At 62.5% G+C, this 18,796-nt stretch carries 18 protein-coding genes; 6 read left to right on the top strand and 12 right to left on the bottom strand.

The features are described from left to right. Positions 1–50: 50 nt before the first annotated feature. Positions 51–293 carry a glutaredoxin family protein gene (locus BJ985_RS09725; RefSeq protein ID WP_150851354.1) on the bottom strand — a complete coding sequence of 81 codons (243 nt, stop codon included), beginning with the start codon at positions 291–293 and terminating at the stop codon, positions 51–53. 88 nt (positions 294–381) lie between these two features. Here BJ985_RS09725 and BJ985_RS09720 point away from each other — a divergent pair, with 88 nt between their 5' ends. Further along, the gene (locus BJ985_RS09720; RefSeq protein WP_005327220.1) at positions 382–1,419 is read left to right on the top strand and encodes an HAD family hydrolase; all 1,038 of its coding nucleotides are present in this window, start codon (positions 382–384) and stop codon (positions 1,417–1,419) included. A gap of 87 nt (positions 1,420–1,506) precedes the next feature. On the opposite strand, the gene BJ985_RS09715 is transcribed toward BJ985_RS09720, so the two are convergent. The 5 genes from BJ985_RS09715 to BJ985_RS09695 all read right to left on the bottom strand — a co-directional run bounded on the left by BJ985_RS09715 (position 1,507) and on the right by BJ985_RS09695 (position 5,098). Beyond that, positions 1,507–1,608: a 30S ribosomal protein bS22 gene (locus tag BJ985_RS09715; protein WP_003855542.1), complete on the bottom strand. Its 102-nt coding sequence runs from the start codon at positions 1,606–1,608 to the stop codon at positions 1,507–1,509. 250 nt (positions 1,609–1,858) lie between these two features. Next, positions 1,859–2,047 carry a helix-turn-helix domain-containing protein gene (locus BJ985_RS09710; protein ID WP_005276651.1) on the bottom strand — a complete coding sequence of 63 codons (189 nt, stop codon included), beginning with the start codon at positions 2,045–2,047 and terminating at the stop codon, positions 1,859–1,861. Between the two features lie 225 nt (positions 2,048–2,272). After that, entirely contained in the window at positions 2,273–3,064 is a 792-nt protein-coding gene (proC, locus tag BJ985_RS09705) for a pyrroline-5-carboxylate reductase (RefSeq protein WP_236587043.1), read from the bottom strand. A gap of 72 nt (positions 3,065–3,136) precedes the next feature. Then, complete coding sequence (locus BJ985_RS09700) at positions 3,137–4,159, bottom strand: Rv0497 family membrane protein (protein ID WP_179387331.1); 1,023 nt, start codon at positions 4,157–4,159, stop codon at positions 3,137–3,139. Positions 4,160–4,168: 9 nt separating this feature from the next. Beyond that, a complete protein-coding gene (locus tag BJ985_RS09695; protein WP_179387330.1) occupies positions 4,169–5,098 on the bottom strand; it encodes a Ppx/GppA family phosphatase in 930 nt (309 codons plus the stop codon). 33 nt (positions 5,099–5,131) lie between these two features. Between BJ985_RS09695 and BJ985_RS09690 the strand changes: the two genes are divergently transcribed. Next, positions 5,132–6,043: a DUF3109 family protein gene (locus tag BJ985_RS09690; protein WP_179387329.1), complete on the top strand. Its 912-nt coding sequence runs from the start codon at positions 5,132–5,134 to the stop codon at positions 6,041–6,043. On the opposite strand, the gene BJ985_RS09685 is transcribed toward BJ985_RS09690, so the two are convergent. The 5 genes from BJ985_RS09685 to mshA all read right to left on the bottom strand — a co-directional run bounded on the left by BJ985_RS09685 (position 6,040) and on the right by mshA (position 11,844). Continuing rightward, positions 6,040–6,747, bottom strand: coding sequence for a response regulator transcription factor (locus BJ985_RS09685; RefSeq protein WP_005327214.1), 708 nt, complete (start codon positions 6,745–6,747; stop codon positions 6,040–6,042). The two genes, BJ985_RS09690 and BJ985_RS09685, sit on opposite strands and share 4 nt — an antisense overlap. Further along, positions 6,744–8,006 carry a sensor histidine kinase gene (locus BJ985_RS09680; RefSeq protein WP_179387328.1) on the bottom strand — a complete coding sequence of 421 codons (1,263 nt, stop codon included), beginning with the start codon at positions 8,004–8,006 and terminating at the stop codon, positions 6,744–6,746. The genes BJ985_RS09685 and BJ985_RS09680 overlap by 4 nt, the downstream gene beginning before the upstream one ends. A 39-nt stretch (positions 8,007–8,045) precedes the next feature. Next, on the bottom strand, positions 8,046–9,683 hold the full coding sequence (locus tag BJ985_RS09675) for an IS30 family transposase (protein ID WP_179386291.1): 1,638 nt from the start codon (positions 9,681–9,683) through the stop codon (positions 8,046–8,048). A 109-nt stretch (positions 9,684–9,792) separates the two neighbouring features. Further along, entirely contained in the window at positions 9,793–10,539 is a 747-nt protein-coding gene (locus BJ985_RS09670; protein WP_005323030.1) for a phosphoglyceromutase, read from the bottom strand. A gap of 39 nt (positions 10,540–10,578) precedes the next feature. After that, complete coding sequence (gene mshA / locus BJ985_RS09665) at positions 10,579–11,844, bottom strand: D-inositol-3-phosphate glycosyltransferase (protein WP_179387327.1); 1,266 nt, start codon at positions 11,842–11,844, stop codon at positions 10,579–10,581. Positions 11,845–11,910: 66 nt separating this feature from the next. Between mshA and BJ985_RS09660 the strand changes: the two genes are divergently transcribed. The 4 genes from BJ985_RS09660 to BJ985_RS09645 all read left to right on the top strand — a co-directional run bounded on the left by BJ985_RS09660 (position 11,911) and on the right by BJ985_RS09645 (position 17,446). Then, positions 11,911–13,626 carry a long-chain-fatty-acid--CoA ligase gene (locus tag BJ985_RS09660; RefSeq protein WP_179387326.1) on the top strand — a complete coding sequence of 572 codons (1,716 nt, stop codon included), beginning with the start codon at positions 11,911–11,913 and terminating at the stop codon, positions 13,624–13,626. Position 13,627: 1 nt separating this feature from the next. Next, entirely contained in the window at positions 13,628–14,113 is a 486-nt protein-coding gene (locus BJ985_RS09655; RefSeq protein ID WP_179387325.1) for a methylated-DNA--[protein]-cysteine S-methyltransferase, read from the top strand. A gap of 73 nt (positions 14,114–14,186) precedes the next feature. Beyond that, positions 14,187–15,896: a long-chain-fatty-acid--CoA ligase gene (locus tag BJ985_RS09650; protein ID WP_179387324.1), complete on the top strand. Its 1,710-nt coding sequence runs from the start codon at positions 14,187–14,189 to the stop codon at positions 15,894–15,896. 11 nt (positions 15,897–15,907) lie between these two features. Continuing rightward, the gene (locus BJ985_RS09645) at positions 15,908–17,446 is read left to right on the top strand and encodes an AMP-binding protein (protein ID WP_179387323.1); all 1,539 of its coding nucleotides are present in this window, start codon (positions 15,908–15,910) and stop codon (positions 17,444–17,446) included. On the opposite strand, the gene BJ985_RS09640 is transcribed toward BJ985_RS09645, so the two are convergent. Next, positions 17,443–18,726 (bottom strand): YihY/virulence factor BrkB family protein, encoded by a 1,284-nt coding sequence (locus BJ985_RS09640; RefSeq protein WP_179387322.1) that lies wholly within the window; start codon positions 18,724–18,726, stop codon positions 17,443–17,445. The genes BJ985_RS09645 and BJ985_RS09640 overlap by 4 nt on opposite strands. Positions 18,727–18,796 lie beyond the last annotated feature (70 nt).

The raw sequence follows: 18,796 nt of genomic DNA, 5'->3' as shown, positions 1-18,796 counted from the left end.
ATTGATTTTAATCCTCCAAAAGACTACCCGTCGGTGTCGCGGATCCCGAATCAACCAGCCAGCTCGGCCGCTAACTCCTCGTTGTCTACTTCCCAGCAAGCAAACTCTTCGCCGTCGATGACCACAACGGGCACGCGGTCACCGAACTCCATGGCCAGCTCCGCGTCCTCATCCACGTTACGCACAGCAAGCTCCGCGCCTGCCTGCTTGACGACGGGGGTGATCTGCTCCCTCACGCGCGCGCAAGAACCGCAGGTGGTGCGCACCATGAGCTCGACGAGATGCTGGGACATATTCTCCTCACAAGGACGGCGGCGGTCGAAACCATTACTATGGACACGTTAGTCCACCCCGCGTTTGCGAAAGCTGTTTGTCTCACTCGTGTCCGCTACCACTCCCCCAGGGTTCCCCGAATCCCCCCGCGACTTCTTGGCCAATTGGACCGCCTCGCGCGGTAACCTGCGCAATTTCTTGGAGACCCAGGCGCTCGCCCCGTTGGACGAGGAATCGCAGCGCACCGCCGGTGAAGCCGCGGCCGCCGCGGCGCTGGAGGAATTCGGGCTGGAGTTGGAGGATTTTGCTTCCGGCGTGGACTCGGTGACCGGCTCCTATGACGCGGCTGGCGCGCAGCGCATCACCGCCCAGGACCCGGACGTGCCGGTGGATGTGGGCGCGGCAGCGTTTTTCGACGTCGACAACACCCTCATCCAAGGCTCTTCCCTCGTGGAATTCGCCTTTGGCTTGGCGCGCAAGCGCTACTTCCGGCTTTCTGAAATCCTGCCGATTGCGTGGAAGCAGCTCAAGTTCCGCGTCTCCGGCAGCGAAAATGCCAAGGACGTGGCCGCCGGCCGCGCGCAGGCACTGGAGTTTGTCAAAGGCCGCAGCGTCGACGAGCTGGTGGATTTGTGCGAGGAAATCGTGGACGCCTCGCTAGCCCGCCGCGCCTACCCCGGCACCACGCAGCTGGCGGAGATGCACCTAGCCGCCGGCCAGCAGGTGTGGCTGGTCACCGCCACCCCGGTCCAGCTGGCACAGGTGCTCGCCCGGCGCTTCGGGTTTACAGGCGCGCTCGGCACCGTCGCGGAGGTCAAGGACGGCAAGTTCACCGGACGACTGGTCGGCGATATCCTCCACGGGCCCGGCAAGAAGCACGCCGTGGCCGCGCTCGCGACCATCGAGGGCCTCGATCTCTCGCGCTGCACCGCATACTCGGATTCGGCCAACGATGTGCCGATGCTGTCCATGGTCGGCACCGCCGTGGCCATTAACCCAGACCGCAAGCTGCGCGATATCGCTGGCGACCGCGGCTGGCTCGTGCGCGACTATCGCTCCGTGCGCCGCGCCATCCGCACCTATGGCCTGCCGGCGCTGGCCACCGCCGCCTTTTCCTATGGCGGCTGGCGCTACTACCGGCGGTAGCGAGGGCGGTAGCGGGCGCTGGGGGGACGTCGGCAAGCATGCAAAAGCCCTCCGCACAATGGCGGAGGGCAAGAAGCGGGCTGGGGTTTACTTGCCCAGCTTACGACGCTGCACGCGGGTGCGGCGCAGCATCTTGCGGTGCTTCTTCTTGGACATGCGCTTGCGGCGCTTCTTAATGACGGAACCCATGGAGTCCTCACTTTCGTGTAGTACGTACTGTCAAACTTGTCAGCGCTAAAACGGCGAAGGTGCACTCTTGCCGCCGTGGCCACACGGACCGCGGGCCACATCAGCGAGCCGACACGAATGCACACCATCTTACCCAGCACCCAGCCCGTGACCAAAAAGTGCCCGCGACAACAACAGTGAGAAACAACAGCGCCCACCACCGCTGACCACGAGGGCCAACAGAGGTGGGCGCTGTCTGTGCGGCGCGAGCCTAGGCTCCGTAGACGGAAGCCTCCAGGTACTCGTTGACGGCAGACTCGTGAACGCGGAAGGAGCGTCCGACGCGAACAGCCGGCATTTCGCCTGCGTGAACCAAACGGTAGACGGTCATCTTGGAGACGCGCATAATCTCGGCGACCTCCGCGATCGTCAGAAAGGTTCCCTTTTCTTCATTTGCCATATATATCTAACCCTTCAGCTCGTTACGCGCTGTAGGCTTCCCCTCCCACAGGACTTCACGCACGTGCTTGCCCTAGCCTATCGTGAAACATGTGACTAATGCGACCCAAGTGCCAAATTTTTTCACAGCATTCATTAGGGTTTCCCCTAAAAGCGCTGCTTAACACCCGCCCCAACACTCCCGGGTGGGTACACCCCCACCACGGGGAGGTCGCACACGGCGGCACTAGCCGAGCTCCTTGGCCTTATCGGAGCAGGCCTCTGCCGCGCGGTAGAACGCGCCGCGCAAGCCGGACTCCTCCAGCTCGCGGACAGCGGCCGCGGTAGTACCGCCCGGCGAAGTTACGCCAGCGCGCAGCTGGGTGGCCGAGCGGCCGGAGCTAGCCAGCATTTCACCGGAGCCGGCTGCGGCCTGGGCGGCAAGCTTCTCAGCGACGTCGCGGGGAAGGCCGAGCTGCACGCCGGCATCGACAAGCGCTTCCGCCACGAGGAAGAAATAGGCCGGGGAGGATCCCGCCAGTGCGGTGGCGGCGTCGATATTCTTCTCCGGGATGACCGCGACCTCGCCGACGGCCTCCAGCAGCTCGCGCACGCCGTCCATCTGGGCGTCGCTCACGTGCTCGCCGGCCGCGCAGGTGCACATGCCGCGGCGCACCAACATGGGGGTATTGGGCATAACGCGCACCACCGGCACGCCTTCGCCCGCCGCACCCTGCAGCTGCTCTAGCGTCAGGCCCGCGGCCATGGACACCACCACGGCATCCTTGGCCGGTTCAAGACCTTCGAGCAGGTCCAGGATGGCGTAGGGCTTCACACACGCGAAGATATAATCCGCGCCGTCTACCGCCGCCGCATTATCGCTGGTGGTGGTGACACCATAAGTCTCTTTGAGTTCCTGACTGCGGGATTCGGTGCGGTTGGTGACCGTGATATCCGAGCCCGCAAAGCCCGAAGCTACGAGTCCCGAGGTCAAAGCCTCACCGATTTGTCCGCCGCCTAAAATTGCAATCTTTGTCATAGCCTCCACCATGCCAAAAATGCGGAACCCCGGCTACCGCGTGGGGTAACCGGGGCATCGACAAGCGGGGGCTTAGAGCATAACCAACAGCAGCGGGCCGAAGGTAAGGACGAGGCCGGTAAAGCCGGCCAGGAACATAGAGAACCCGTCGCGCGCGGTGCGCAGGGCGTGCGTCACGCCCACCATAATTGCGGTGACGCACAGCGCCAGGATGGCGACGACCAGGCGTGGGAAGCTATCCCACAGAATCTCAAAGCCCTTGAAGATGACAATCGCCAGCAGGATGCCCGCGACAATCATCAGCAGGATGGAAACTGGGTTGAGCTTCTCGTGCTCTTCCTCGATCCACTCTTCGTCGTCCTCGACCTTGGGCAGGTTGCCGGTTTCCTCGGCATCCTTAGCGACGCCCGCCTTCTTCGACGCCGGCACCGCCGCCGCAGCGGCCGCTCCAGCGCCAGCTGCCGCAGCTCCCGCTCCGGCCACCTTCGCGCCCTTGTCGGCCTTCGGCTTTTCGGCAACGGGCTTCGCGGCAGCTGCCTCAGCCCCGGCAGGCTTGGCGGCAGCAGTCTTGGCATCCTCCTCCTTCGCCTTACCCACGCGCTGGATTACCGCGGTGTCATCCGCAGAAGGCTGATTCTTCTTCGGCGCCTCCTGTGCCGCGGCGGCAGCAGACTTGGCTGCGGGCTTGTCCGCGGATTTAGGAGCAGCCTTTGGTGCTGCCTCTGCGGCGGTCTTTGGTGCAGCCTTGGGTGCAGCCTTCGGCGCGGCAGGCTGAGCGGCGGTCGTGGCTGCGGACTGAGAAGCTGGCTTGTCGGTAGATTTCTTTGCGGCGCCGGCATCGGTCGCGTCGGCGGCCTTGGGGGCGCGGATGACGGGAGCGTCCTCGTCGATGGAGACGGAGGTGTGCTTGGCCTCGGCAGGAGAAGCCTTGACCTTTTTGAGGTTGCCGGTCAGCTCAGCAACGGAAATGCCGCCTTCATCCAGGCTGCGGCGGTGGCGACGAGAACGGTTGTCTTTCTTGCTTTCCTTCTCGCCGCGGGCTTTGTTATTGCGAGCCAGCAGCTCTGCCACGGTCAACTTATTCTGGTCAGCCATGATCTCTTCCTATTCCAATCCCTTGTCGGTCCGGCGCAAAATGACGCCCTCACGCAGCGCCCACGGGCAGATTTCCAGCTTCTCGATGTCCAAGGCCCGCATGGATGCCTCGGCCACTAGAGCGCCGGCAACGATTTGGTGCGATCGGTTAGAACTTACACCTTCTAGGTCTGCTCTGTCTGCCGCAGTCATGCGAGAGATGAAGGAAATCAACTGGCGCAGACCCGGTGCAGTCAACGTGCGCTTGACGTATGGGCCGGCAGACGAAGGTGCGGCACCGGTCAGGCGGGCCAGCGTACGGAAGGTTTTGGAGGTACCCACGGCAAGGCCAGCGGGGCCCATGGCCTTCATCTGCTGGGCGGCGTCTTCAAGCTCTGCATCAATGAAATCGCGCAGCGCGCTTACCTTTTTCTTCTCTGGCGGGTCGGTGTCGAACCAACTATGGGTCAACCGGCCAGCGCCCAGGTCGAGGGAGAAGGCAAGGTCGGGGTGCTCGTCGGTACCGGTGGACAGCTCTAGCGAGCCGCCGCCGATGTCCAGGTTGGTAATACGGCCGGCGGACCAGCCATACCAGCGACGGGCAGCAAGGAAGGTCAGCTGGGCTTCTTCCACGCCGGAGAGGATCTGCAGGCGTACGCCGGTCTGCTTTTCCACCTCATCGAGCACGGCCTCGGAATTGGGCGCAGAGCGCACCGCCGAGGTTGCAAAAGCAATAAATTCAGCGCAGCCCAGCTTATCGCCCAGCTCGCTCGCCTCCGCTACGGCGCTGACCAGCTTCTTTACACCCTTTTCATGGATGTTGCCCTTCTTGTCCAGCTGTTCTACCAGCCGGAGCGGGGTCTTCCAATCGCTCATCGGAGTGGGCCGTCCGCCCGTCGCGGCATCGACCGCAACGAGGTGGACGGTATTGCTTCCGACGTCTAATACACCTAATCGCACACTAATAGCGTAGTAGGTCTACCGTGGTTAGGTGTGAATCGCCCAAAATCTGACACGGTATACCTAGGTTTTCCCGCGAGCTCGCCCGCGGCGGCGTCGATAAGAGCGGGCCGCGAAGAGGCCCCCGATTTCCCGCGGGAGTGGTTCGAATTTACCAACCCGAACGACCCGCACCACGTCTTTTCCATCGACCTGACATGGGTGGAATCGCACTACAGCTGCCAATTTGGGACGTCGGCATGCCGGGGCATCGATAAGAGCCAGCCCGAGGTGGGCTGCTGCGTGCATGGCGCCTATATGGCCGATGAGGAAGACCGCGACCAGCTTTACGACGCCGTCTCGCGCATGCCCGCCAAGTATTGGCAGCTGCGCCCAGCGGGGGTAGATGAGTTCCTCGCGCAGGACGCTACGGACGAGTTGGAGCCGTGGCTGGAGTGGGACGAGCTCGACGGCGAGGACGGCGAACCGGAGCCGGCGCTGAAGACACCCATCGTGGATGGCGCGTGCATTTTTGCCAATCGCGCCGGCTGGGCTACGGGCACGGGCTGCGCGCTGCACCAGTGGGCTGTCGATACCGGCGAGGAGCTCACGGTGGTCAAACCCGAGGTGTGCTGGCAGCTGCCGCTGCGCCGCTACGAGGATTATGAAGAGCGCCCGGATGGCCAGGAGATTTTGCGCACGCAGATCGGCGAGTATGACCGCCGCGGTTGGGGCAATGGCGGCGAAGACTTTGATTGGTATTGCTCGGCCGATGCCGCCTGCCACGCCAACCCGCTGCCGATGTGGCAATCCCACGAGGACGAGCTGGTAGCGCTCATGGGCCGGGAGTCCTATGAGATTTTGGCCGCGCACTGCAAGGCCCGCGCCGCGGCGGCCGAGCACGGCGTCCAGCTCACGCAGCACCCGGCCAGCGTGAAGGCCGGAAGCCTGCAGGCGGAGAGCTAGAGCTCGAATTTATAGCCCAGGCCGCGCACGGTAACCAGGTGCTTCGGGCGGGAGGGCTGCTCCTCGATCTTGGAGCGCAGGCGCTTGACGTGAACATCGAGCGTCTTGGTGTCGCCAACATAATCGGCGCCCCAGATGCGGTCAATGAGCTGACCGCGGGTAAGTACGCGGCCGGCGTTGCGCAGCAGGTACTCCAAGAGGTCGAATTCCTTAAGAGGCATGGATACCGGCTCGTCCGCGACGGTAACGGTGTGGCGTTCCACGTCCATCTTGACGCGGCCGCCCTCAAGGATCTGCTCGGCTACTTCTTCCTCCGCCTCGGTATCGGCACCGGCGCCGGAATCGTGGCCGCGGCGCAACACCGCGCGGATGCGCGCGATGAGCTCGCGGGAGGAATAGGGCTTGGTCACGTAGTCATCGGCGCCCAGCTCAAGGCCGACGACCTTGTCGATCTCGGAATCGCGCGCGGTCACCATGATGACCGGAACGGACGAGGTAGTGCGCAGCTGCTTGCATACCTCGGTGCCAGACATGCCGGGCAGCATGAGGTCTAGAAGGACGATATCGATGTCGTTAGCGGCAAACTTTTCCAGCGCGGTGGGGCCATCGTGCGCGATGATCGGCTCGAAGCCCTCCTTGCGGAGGAGAAATGCCAGCGGATCTGCCAGCGACTCTTCATCTTCAACGATGAGGATGGTGGTCATTGTGCTTTATCCTTTCGACGTGCTGCGACGCGTGCTACTGCCCGCGGGAGCCCAGGCGCCGCCGCAGTGACGGCATCCTTTTTCTCATTATCCTTCATGCCAGCATCCTGCGCTGGCTTTTCTTCCCTGTAGATAGGCAACTCAATGGTGAATGTGGAACCCGTACCGGGCCGGGACCACAGTTTGATGTTGCCGCCGTGGTTGGCCACCACGTGTTTAACAATTGCTAATCCTAGGCCAGTGCCTCCGGTCTGCCGCGACCGGGCTTGGTCTACGCGGAAGAAGCGCTCAAAAACACGTTTTTGATCATCCGGTGCGATGCCGATGCCGCGGTCCGTGACGCGGATGAGCACGACCCCGCCATCCACCACTTTTTGGGAGACGGACACCGGCATTTTCTCCGGCGAATAGTTAATTGCGTTGGAGACGAGGTTAGACAGGGCGGTAACCAACAGGGACCTATCTCCTTTGACCTGCACGCCTGCGGAAGCGCCGCGGTTGAGTTCGATGGAGCGAGCCTCCGCAGCCAGTTGGTTGCGCGAGAGCGCTTCCTCGATGAGGTCATCGACGGCCAACGGTTCCATCTCTGGCAGCGCTTCAGCGCCTTGCAGCTTGGACAAGGAAATAAGCTCGCTGACCATATCGGCCATGCGGTTGGCTTCCTTGTAGACCTTATTGCCAAAGTACTCGACGGTTTCCTGGTCACCGGGGTCTTGGAGCAGGGCCTCGGCCAACAGGGCAATGCCGCCGACGGGGGTCTTGAGCTCATGGGAGACGTTTGCCACGAAGTCGCGGCGGGCGGATTCCATGCGGACGTTTTCGCTCTCATCGGTGCCGTAAATGATGACAAAGCGGCCGTCGTTAAGCGTCAGCGGCTTAATGACCGCCTTGAACTGAGTGACGCGGTGCCCCGTGCGGCGCTTGGGAATGGCCAGGTCGACGGTGCGGGTCTCCTTGTCCTCGAAGACCTCCTGCGCGGTCTGCCACACGTCTGGGTTCACGGCGCGGTCATGCACCAGGGACATCTCGTGGGCGGCGGGATTGGACATGACGATTTCTTGGTTGCGGTCCAACACCGCCAGGGCCGTCGGTGAGCCCTGCACGGCCAAGTGCAGCACCTGGCTGACCGTCGTGACCTGGTTGGCCTCGGCATCGGTGGCTTGGCGGTAGCGCGCAATGCGCCCGCGCAACCAGGAAATCACCGGCAGCGCCAATCCGCAGGCCACCACGCCGGCGGCAAAGGAAAGAATCAATTCCACGTGTCTGGCGGATTCTAGGGGTCGTTGCAACGATGATGGTTAGTTTGGTTTGATGCTACCGGTTTGTGTGAGGGCGTTGGTCATGACTTCGGCTGGGGTGCGCCAGTTGAGTGCTTTGCGTGGTTTGTGGTTGTGAATGTTGGCGATCATTTCTAGGTCCTCGGCGCTGTAGATGGACAGGTCGCTGTTTTTGGGAAGGTTTCTTCTGAGCCTGCCGTTGGTGTTTTCGTTGCTGCCGCGTTCCCATGGTGATCCTGGATGGCAGAAGTAGATGGGAATGTCAGTGGCCATGGTAAAAGCTTTATGACCAGCCATTTCGCTTCCTTGGTCCCAGGTAATTGATGACCAGATAGCTTTATCGATTCCTGTAACTGCCTTGTGCAGGGCTGTGAATACTTCTTTGCTGGTATGCCTTCCCGGTAAGTGGCCAAGGACAACAAATCGGCTAACACGTTCTACTAGCGTGATTACCGCTGATTGGTTGTTTTTACCGAGGATGAGGTCGCCTTCCCAGTGGCCTGGCAAAATACGTTCACTTACCTCATCTGGCCGGTCGTCTATGAGGATCATGTCGTCGACGAAGCGTTGCTGGGCAGGTGTGCTGGAGCGGGTTTGGCGTTTCTTGCGTTTCTTTCTACCGGTCGGCAAGTCCAGGCCAAGGTCTTTGAGTCTTCCTTTGGCCTGCAGGTAAAAGGCGTCATAAATCGTTTCGTGACTAATGCGCATGTCCTTATCAGTGGGGTAGTCGATGGGCAGGCGATTAGAAATCTCCTCAGGTGACCATTGTGCCCGCAATTGTGCGCATACATAGTCCCATAGTCTTTTGTTGGCTAGTAGTTTCGGTATTTTCGGCCGCAACCTCCGCGCACAGGCCTTTAACTGGGCTGTTTCTGCACGATACGGGCCTTGAGCACTGTGGTTTCTGCGTACTTCACGCTGAATTGACGATGCACTTCGCCCTAAACGGCGCCCAATCTCACGCAGTGGCACATCTTCGCGGAGAAGATCGGCGATGATGACGCGTTCTTCGAAGCAAATGTAGCGATTGCTGATGCGTTTATACGGATCTACCCCGCTAGGTAAGGCGGGAGGGGCAAGCCTTCCGGATTCGATGACATCATGGCGTTGGCGCAGCGCTTTCATAAGTCTGTTATACGTGCTGGCGTCTTCGCCGACGGGTATGAACTCTTCTCGTCGACCCTGGGATTTGGTGAGTCCTTTTTCGAAATCTAAACGCAGTCGACGATCAATTCCTACTGCCGTGCCAGCATCACCACCAGGCAGGCTCGCCAGCCGAAGGCGCAGGTATTCCACTCTTAACTGCGTCTGGCGGACTTTCCGAGCATACTGACTTAACCGGATATGGCACCCAGCTTCCGTAGCTACGGCATACGCAGCGGTAAGATGCATCCCACATCTTTTAGCAGCTTGGCGTACCGACAGTCCGCTTCGGACTAGCTCTACAAGCTGGACAGCCTGGCTGCCGCGGCGATCAACTCGTTTGGCTTTATACACGACTGGCAATCCAAAGGCATGGCAAAAATTCAAAGCATGCCCGTAATGACAGCCAAGCTCACCAGCCGCCGAACGGACACTACGCCCACTGCCAACCAAGGCAACTAAGCCACGACGATCCGATTCAGACAACGAATGAAACGGGCCAACAACCCCAGACACAACAACACCCTCCTAAGGGAAAGTGTTGCAACGACCCTCTGAACTCAAGTCTACCCTATCCACCACAAAGTCCCCAGGGAATACTCCCCGGGGACTTTAGCGCAGTTTCTTACTTACCGCCCTGCGCAGCAACGGCGGCGGCGCCGGCAGCGGCGGCTTCCGGATCCAGGTAAGTGCCACCTGGGTTTACCACGGAGCCGTCCTCGGTGATCTCATAGACCAGCGGGATGCCGGTCGGAATATTCAGGCCGGCAATATCGTCATCAGAGATATTGTCCAGGTGCTTGACCAGTGCGCGCAGGGAGTTGCCGTGAGCGGCGATAAGTACGGTCTCGCCCTTCTTAGCGCGTGGGAGGATTTCTTCCTCGAAGTACGGCACGAAGCGGGCGACGACGTCCTTCAGGCACTCGGTCTGCGGGACCTTGTCCAGGTCCGCGTAGCGCGGGTCATCGGCCTGGGAGTACTCGGAGTCATCGGCCAGCTCCGGCGGGCGCGTGTCATAGGAGCGGCGCCATGCCATGAACTTTTCCTCGCCGTACTCTTCCTTGGTCTCGGCCTTGTTCAGGCCCTGCAGGGCGCCGTAGTGGCGCTCGTTGAGGCGCCAGTCGCGCACCACTGGAATCCAGTGGCGGTCGGCGGCGTTAAGAGCGATGTTCGCGGTGCGGATAGCACGGCGCAGAAGAGAGGTATAGAGTACATCGGGCAGAACGCCTTCCTGCGCGAGCAGCTCACCGCCGCGCTTGGCTTCCGCCTCGCCCTTTTCGGTCAGATCTACATCGACCCAGCCAGTGAACTGGTTGGACTCGTTCCACTTGGATTGGCCATGGCGAAGAAGAATCAGCTTTCCGTTAGTCATGCCTCCAGCATGCCATGAAATTATTACCGGCGTCGGGGTTTAATCCCCAATCGCCCGCCGTTGATGGCAATCCGGGACCTCGATGCGGCTGGCCTCGTCATAGATTTCTGCGAGCGCGGCGGCGGAGCTGGCCCAACTAAAGCGCGCGGCGTGGGCGACGGCGGCTTCGCCCATGGCGATGCGCATGGGGTCGTCGTCAAGCAGGCGGGCTAGAGCATCGGCCCAGTCGGATGGGGCATGCGAGTGCACCAGCAGGCCGGTCTCCCCTTCGGCCACGGCGATGGGCAGCCCGCCAACGGCCGCGGCCACCACCGGCGTGCCAGAAGCCTGGGCCTCCAGCGACACTAGGCCGAAGGACTCGTTATAGCTAGGCACCGCCACGATATCGGCCGCGCGGTAGACCCCCACCAGCTCCTCTGGCGGGCGGGCGCCCAAAAAGCGCACGCGCTTATCGACGCCCAACTCACGCGCCAACTCCCTATAGGCCTCCGGCGCCGTATTGGCCCCCGATGGTCCGCCACAGATGACCACGCGCAGGTTGCGGGTCGGTTCGCGGCGGAAGAGCTCGGCCGTGGCGCGGATGAGGACCTCTGGGCCCTTGAATTTTTGCAGGCGCCCCACAAAGGCCACCACCTTGGTGTGCAGTGGAATGCCCAGCTCGCGGCGGGAGCGCTCGGTATTGCGGTCCGTGCCAGGGGTAAAAAGCTCGACGTCGGCGCCGGGCGAGACCACGCGAATGATGTCGCACTCGGCGTCGTAGTGCTCGGCCAAGTCGCGGGCCTCTTGCTCGGTATTGACCACGAGCAGGTCCGCGTTATCCACTAGTTGCTGCTCACAGATGCGCCGGGCCTCGGACTCCAAGGTGTCATCCGCGGTCCGGGAGGCGTTCTTCACCGCGGCGAGGGTATGGGCCGTGTGGATGAGCGGGATGCCCCAGAGATCCCGCAGTAGCCAGCCCACCTGGCCGGAGAGCCAGTAGTGCGAGTGAATAAGGTCATATTTCTTGCCCTGCCACTTGGCAAATTGCACCATGCCGCCCGCGAAAGCGGCCAGCTGGGTCGGCAGATCCTCTTTATCCAGGCCCTCGTACGGCCCGGCGACGATATTAATGACGCGCAGGTGGGGCTCAACCTCAATGATTTCGCCCTGGCTAGGCCGAGTGGCGCGCGTGTAGACGTCCACCTCGATCCCCCGGCGAGCCAGTTGGCGCGCACTATTGAGGACGTAGACGTTCATGCCGCCGGCGTCCCCCGAGCCGGGCTGTTCAATCGGCGAGGTATGCATAGAGATCATGGCGATGCGCATGGCGCTCAATTCTACCGGCGCTATACTGGCCCCTGCCAGAAACCTACGCCACCGAAAGGTAAAGTTTTGTCCGCATACGAATCACAGGCTTGGCTCCAGTATTACCCGGAATGGACACCGCACCACCTCGAGTACGGCGACACCACGTTGCTGGATATCTACGACAATAACCTTGAGGTCAACGCCGATAAACCGGCCACCTACTTCTTCGGACGCACCCAAACGTATGCGGAGCTGGACCGGCAGGTTCGCGCTGCGGCCGCTGGCTTGAAAGCCTTCGGTGTGCGCCCCGGTGACCGCGTCGCCATCGTGGCGCCAAACTCGCCACAGTACATCGCGGCGTTCTACGCTATCTTGAAGCTGGGCGCCCAGGTGGTACTGCACAACCCGCTGTATACCGCCCACGAGCTGGAAGGTCTCTTCCAGGATCACGGCGCGCGCATCGCCATCGCCTGGGATAAGGCAGCGCCGACCTTGGAGAAGCTGCGCGCGACCACCAACCTGGAAACAGTCGTGTCCATCAACATGATCAACGCCATGCCCACCCTGCAGCGCGCGGCCCTGCGCCTGCCCATCCCGCCGCTGAAGTCCAAGCGCGAGCAGCTGTCGTCCCCGGCGCCAAATACCGTGCCGTGGGAGGCCCTGGTGGGCAACGCCATCGGCGGCGACGGCAGGGATATCACCACGCCGAAAGACGTGGACAAGGACACCATCGCGCTGATTATGTACACCTCTGGCACCACCGGCGCCCCGAAGGGCGCCATGCTCTCGCACGGCAACCTCTTTTCCAACCTGATGCAGGGCAAGGCGTGGGTTCCTGGCCTGGGCGATAAGCCGGAGCGCATGCTCGCCGCCCTCCCCTTCTTCCACGCGTATGGCCTGACCATGAACGTAACCTTGGCGCAGTTCATCGGCGGCGAGCTAGTCATCCTGCCAAAGCCAGATATGTCGCTCATCATGCAGTTGATGAAGAAGCACACCCCAACCTGGGTACCGGGCGTGCCGACGCTCTACGAGCGCATCGTGAAGGCCGCCGAGGATCAGGAAATCCCCATCAAGGGTGTGCGCGCGGCCTTCTCCGGTGCTTCTACCCTGCCTTCGGACACGGTCAACAAGTGGGAGAACTACACCGGCGGCCTCTTGGTGGAGGGCTACGGCCTCACCGAGTGCTCGCCGATTATCGTGGGCAACCCCATGAGCACCGACCGCCGCCCCGGCTACGTGGGTATTCCGTTCCCGGATACCCAGGTGCGCATTGCCAACCCAGATAATCTGGACGAGACCCAGCCGGACGGCGTCGAAGGCGAGGTGCTGGCCCGCGGCCCGCAGATCTTCAAGGGCTACCTCAACAATGAAGAGGCCACCGAGGCCGCCTTCCACGGCGAATGGTTCCGCACCGGCGATATGGGCGTCATGGAAGAAGATGGCTTCATCCGCTTGGTCAGCCGCATCAAGGAAATCATCATCACCGGCGGCTTCAACGTGTATCCGGGCGAGGTGGAAGAAATCCTGCGCGAGCACCCAAGCATCGATGACGTCGCCGTGGTCGGCCGCCCGCGCGAGGACGGCTCCGAGGATGTCGTGGCCTGCCTCGACCTCGCCGATGGCGCCGCCCTGGATCCGGAGGGACTCAAGGACTACTGCCGCGAGCGCCTGACCCGCTACAAGGTCCCGCGCACCTTCTACCACTTTGAGGAGCTGGCCAAGGACCAGATGGGCAAGATCCGCCGCCGCGAGGTCCAAGCGGACCTCATCCGCCGCCTCGAGGCCGAGCAGAATTAACATGTTCCGCCTCATCGATAGCCCCCTCGGACCCCTGCGCTTACAGGCGAGCCCGCGGGGCCTTTCCCGCGTCGACATCACTGCGGCCAGCACCCCGCAGGAAGCGGCGGACAGCGCGGTTAAAGGGGACTCCGAAAAGCACAGCGCAGCTGTGCTCGATGCGGCACAGACACAGCTGGCGGAGTATTTCGCTGGCCGGCGCCGCGCCTTCGAGTTGCCCCTAGACCCGCCCAGAACGACGGACTTTCGCGCCGCAGTCCACGCGCAGTTGATGAAGATTGCTTATGGGGAGACGGTCACTTATCGCGACGTCGCCAAGAAGCTCGGCCGGCCCGGCGCGACGCGGGCCGTGGGCAGTGCGTGCGGCGCCAATCCCCTACTCATCGTGCGGCCGTGCCACCGTGTACTGCGCAGCGATGGCGGGCTTGGCGGATACGCGGGTGGTCTGGAAGCCAAACGTTTTTTGCTGGCGCTGGAAGAAATCTAGAAGGATTCTTTCCGTTTGGGATAAACTATCCCCTCAGAAATAGTTTTTGTAGCCAAACGAAAGGTTTTGACGCGTGTCCGCTTCCACCTCCCAAGCCTGGCTCCAGCACTACAGCGACTGGACCCCACACACGCTGGACTACGGCGATAAAACCATCGTCGACTACTATCGCGATAACCTGCGGGTCAATGCCAATAAATCCGCCACCTACTTCTTCGGCCGCACGCACACCTACGCGGAGCTCGACTCCCAGGTGCGCGCCGCCGCGGCCGGCCTCAAGGCTTTTGGTATTCGCCCCGGCGACAAGGTCGCCATCGTGCTGCCTAACTGCCCCCAGCACGTCGCGGCCTTCTACGCGGTGCAATTGCTTGGCGCCACCGTGGTCGAACACAACCCGCTCTATACCGCCCCGGAGCTAGAAGGCTTGCTCAATGACCACGGCGCGCGCGTGGCCATCTCCTGGGATAAAACCGCCTTCACGCTGGAAAGACTGCGCTCGACCACCCCGCTGGAGACCATCGTCTCCGTCAACATGGTCGATGCCATGCCACCGATCAAGCGCCTCGCGCTGCGCCTGCCCATCCCACCGCTGGCCGCCAAGCGCGAGCAGCTCACCAGCCCCGCGCCCAATACCGTGGAGTGGTCCACCCTCATCGGCGCAGCGATTGGCGGCGATGGCTCGGACCTCGATGTCCCTGAGATCTCCCAGGACGATATCGCGCTCATCCTCTATACCTCCGGCACCACCGGAAAGCCCAAGGGTGCGCTCCTCTCGCACGGCAACCTCATTGCCAATGCCATCCAGGGCAAGGCCTGGGTGCCGCAGATGGGCAAGCAACAAGAGCGCTTCCTCGCGGCACTGCCCATCTTCCATGCCTATGGCATGACCACGCTGTGCATCTTCAGCATCTACCTTGGCGCCGAGCTCATCCTGGTCCCCTCTCCGCAGATGCCGCTGATTATGGACATCGTGAAAAAGCGCACGCCTACCTGGCTGCCGGGCGTGCCCACGCTGTATCAGAAGATCATGGACGCGGCCGAGGAAAAGGACGTGGACCTAAGCGGCATCCGCAATGCCTTCTCAGGCGCCGCCACGCTGCCCGTAGAGATTGTGGAGCGCTGGGAAGCCCTGACCGGCGGTCGGCTGGTGGAGGGCTTCGGCATGACGGAGACTTCCCCGGTGCTCACTGCCAACCCCATGAACGGCAAGCACCGCCCCGGCTATGTAGGCGTGCCCTTCCCGGATACGGAGGTGCGTATTGCCAACCCTGAGAATCTGGATGAAACCCAACCCGATGGCCAACCGGGCGAGATGCTCGCGCGCGGCCCGCAGATTTTCCAGGGCTATTTTGGCAATGCCGCCGCTACCGAAAAGACCTTCCACAATGGCTGGTTCCGCACCGGCGATATGGCGCTCATGGAGCCGGATGGCTATCTCAAGCTGGTCAGCCGTATCAAGGAAATCATCATCACCGGCGGCTTCAACGTCTACCCTGCCGAGGTGGAAGAGGCGATTGCCCAGCATCCCGACGTCGTGGAGGTCGCCGCCGTGGGCCGCCCGCGCCAGGATGGCTCCGAGGATGTCGTCGGCTGCGTCACCCTGCGCGATGGCGCCGTGCTTGATCCAGAAGGCCTGAAGGAATTCTGCCGCACACGCCTGACCCGCTATAAGGTGCCGCGCACCTTCTACCACTTCGAAGATCTGGCGCGCGACCACCTGGGCAAAATCCGCCGCCACCAGGTGCGCAAGGACCTACTCGAGCTGCTGGAGGCAGAGGCCTAAACTTAGCGGCTATGGCAGATATTCATTACGGCGCTACCCTGACGGATTTCCTCGCGGCCGCCGTCGCCAGGTTTCCCCAGCGCCCCGCCACCTATTTCGCTGGCCAGACGCTGACCTATGGCGAGCTCGACGCCCAGGTGGCGGCCGCGGCTGGGGCCCTGCGCGAGATGGGTGTGCGCCCCGGCGACCGCGTGGCGCTCCTGCTGCCCAATTGCCCGCAGCACGTGGTGGCATTCTTCGCCATTCTGCGCCTGGGCGCGGTGGTGGTGGAGCACAATCCGCGCTATACCGCGCACGAGCTCACCCCGCTGCTCGCCCACCATGGCGCCCGCGTGGCGATTGCCTGGGAGGACATCGCCCCCACCGTCTCCGCGCAGGTAGAGACCACCATTACCGTTACCCTCAGCGAGCCGCTTCCCCTCAGCGGCGCCCCGGTGGACCCGCACCCTACCGCTCTTGCCGACGCCGCCCTTATCCTCTACACCTCCGGCACCACCGCCCGCCCCAAGGGCGTGGTCTTAACCCACGGCAACCTAGCGGCCAACTGCCTGCAGCTGGAAACCCAAGCCCCGCTGCGCGCTGGCCACGAGCGCTTTTTGGCCGCGCTGCCCATGTTCCATTCCTATGGCCTGACGATGAGCGTGCTCCTCGCGGTGCGCTGCGCGGCCGAGATCATCCTGCTGCCCGCCCCACACACCGACGCGGTGACCAAGGCGCTTGCCACCCGCCGCCCCACCTGGATGCCGGGCGTGCCCACCATCTACGAGCGCGCCATGGCGGCCACTCCCGCGGCCGCAGACACCGCCGCTTCTGACGCGCCCACGGATCTCGGCGGGGTACGCTACTCCATCTCGGGCGCAGCTTCCCTCCCCTCGCGCATTATCGAGCCATGGGAGGCGCGCACCGGCGGCCTGCTGGTGGAAGGCTATGGGCTCACGGAAACCTCTCCCGTACTGACCATCAATCCTCTCGATGACTCCCGGCGCGCCGGCACCATCGGCCTGCCGCTGCCGGATACGCAGCTGCGCATCGGCGATCCGGCCGATCTCTGCCGTACCCAACCGGATGGCGTGGCCGGCGAAATTCTCGCCCGCGGCCCGCAGGTTTTTGGCGGCTACCTTGCCGACGCCCCCGCCACCGCCGCCGCCTTCCATGAAGGCTGGTTCCGCACCGGGGACATGGGCGTGCGCGAGCCCGATGGCCATATCAGGTTGGTGGGCCGCATCAAGGAAATCATCATCACCGGTGGCTTCAATGTCTATCCCGGCGAGGTTGAGGAGGCCTTAACCTCCCACCCTGACATCGCCCAGGCCGCGGTCGTAGGTGTTCCTCGCTCCGATGGTTCAGAAGATGTCGCCGCTTGCGTGGTGCTTGCCCCCGGCGCGCAGCTCAATGAGCCCGCCTTGCGCGACCATTGCCGCGGGTTGTTGGCGCGCTATAAGGTCCCGCAACGATTTTTTGCCATGGATAAGCTCGCGGGAGATCAGCTCGGCAAGCTGCGCCGCCGCGATGTCCAGCGCGATCTCCTCGCCCTACTCAACCAGGGCTAGCCTTCTTCCCGCTCTCCCCGGCGCACCGCCTGTCGATAGATGCGCTCGGAACGTTCCTCAAGGTCGTGCTGGGCGCGGGCCTGGGATTTTGCGGCGGCGTCGGAACGCGGTGGGGCCTGAATATGCCGCGCGGCGTGCAGGCCCAGTTGCAGCTCCTTGGCGCGCAGGATTTCCGCATCGATCTTGATGCCTAAAATGAGCATCGTATTAGATAGCCACACGGCCATGAATACGGCCATGATGAGGCTGAAGGCGCCATAGACGCTGGCTCCGGCAAAGCGCTGGGCATACAGCGCAAATGCTCCCCACACCACCACATTGGTGCTCAGCGCTACGACGGAGCCTAGGGTTATCCACCGAAAGCGCGCCGGCCGCACGTTCGGGGAAAAGTGATACAAGATGGCGATCAAGCTCAGCACGATCACCACGGTGAGCGGGAAGCGCAGCCAATTCCACACTGGCATGAAGATCCCACCCAAAAAGTCCGCGGTGCCCTGCATCTCCAACTTGCCCGCGAGGGGATCGATAACGCCGCTCACGATGGTATCGCGCAGCAGGTTAGCAAAGAGGACGATGACCGCACCGATGACGAGGACGATGGTCAGCCCCCACATCAACGCCCAAGTGCGGATGATTCCGCGGCCCTCTACTCGCCCATAGACGGTATTGGCCGTGCGCGAGAAGGCGCGCACATAGGCCGAGGCCGCAAAGAGCGAAATCAGCACGGATACCACCAGCGCGAAGGTGCCTTGCGCCGTGGAACCAATAATGGAGCCAACCAATTTTTCGGCCTGCTCCGTCATGGAACTGGGCACGTAGTCCGCAATGAATTGCGAGGTTAATTCGTGTACCTCGGCACGCCGCGAGGAGAAAATGAGCGTGGCGATGGAATAGGCGGCCAGCACCGTGGGGGCAAAGGCCATAAGCGTGAAGTACGTCATCGTGGCCGCACGGTCCATCAAGGCATCATGGAAGAAATCGGCCCACACGCGGCGCACCACCAGCCCCCAGCTTTCCTTACGCAAGCGATTGCCGCGGGCCAGGGGGTCCACTTCATCAGTATGACCCTCAATCTTGACCACGGTGGGCACGGTGCTGGGCACGATCTTATCCGCGCCCTCGTAGACGGATTCGCTCACCGGAGTAGCCGCGGCGCTCGACGGAGTGCCAGCAGGCTGTTCGCCGGCGGGCTGCTTGCTTTCAGGCTGTTCGGCAGAAGGCAAGTCCCCAGGGGTGCGTGCGGCGCCGGGGGCCTCGGCGGCGTCGTCGAGAGTGCTCATATTATCCCAGCGTATGCGGTAAAGAATCTATTTCAGGAAGTGACACTCAGCCGTGATTACACTGGGGAAG

The organism is Corynebacterium tuberculostearicum (genome assembly GCF_013408445.1).
Lineage (GTDB): Bacteria > Actinomycetota > Actinomycetes > Mycobacteriales > Mycobacteriaceae > Corynebacterium > Corynebacterium tuberculostearicum.
This window is presented reverse-complemented; position numbering and strand designations above follow the sequence as displayed.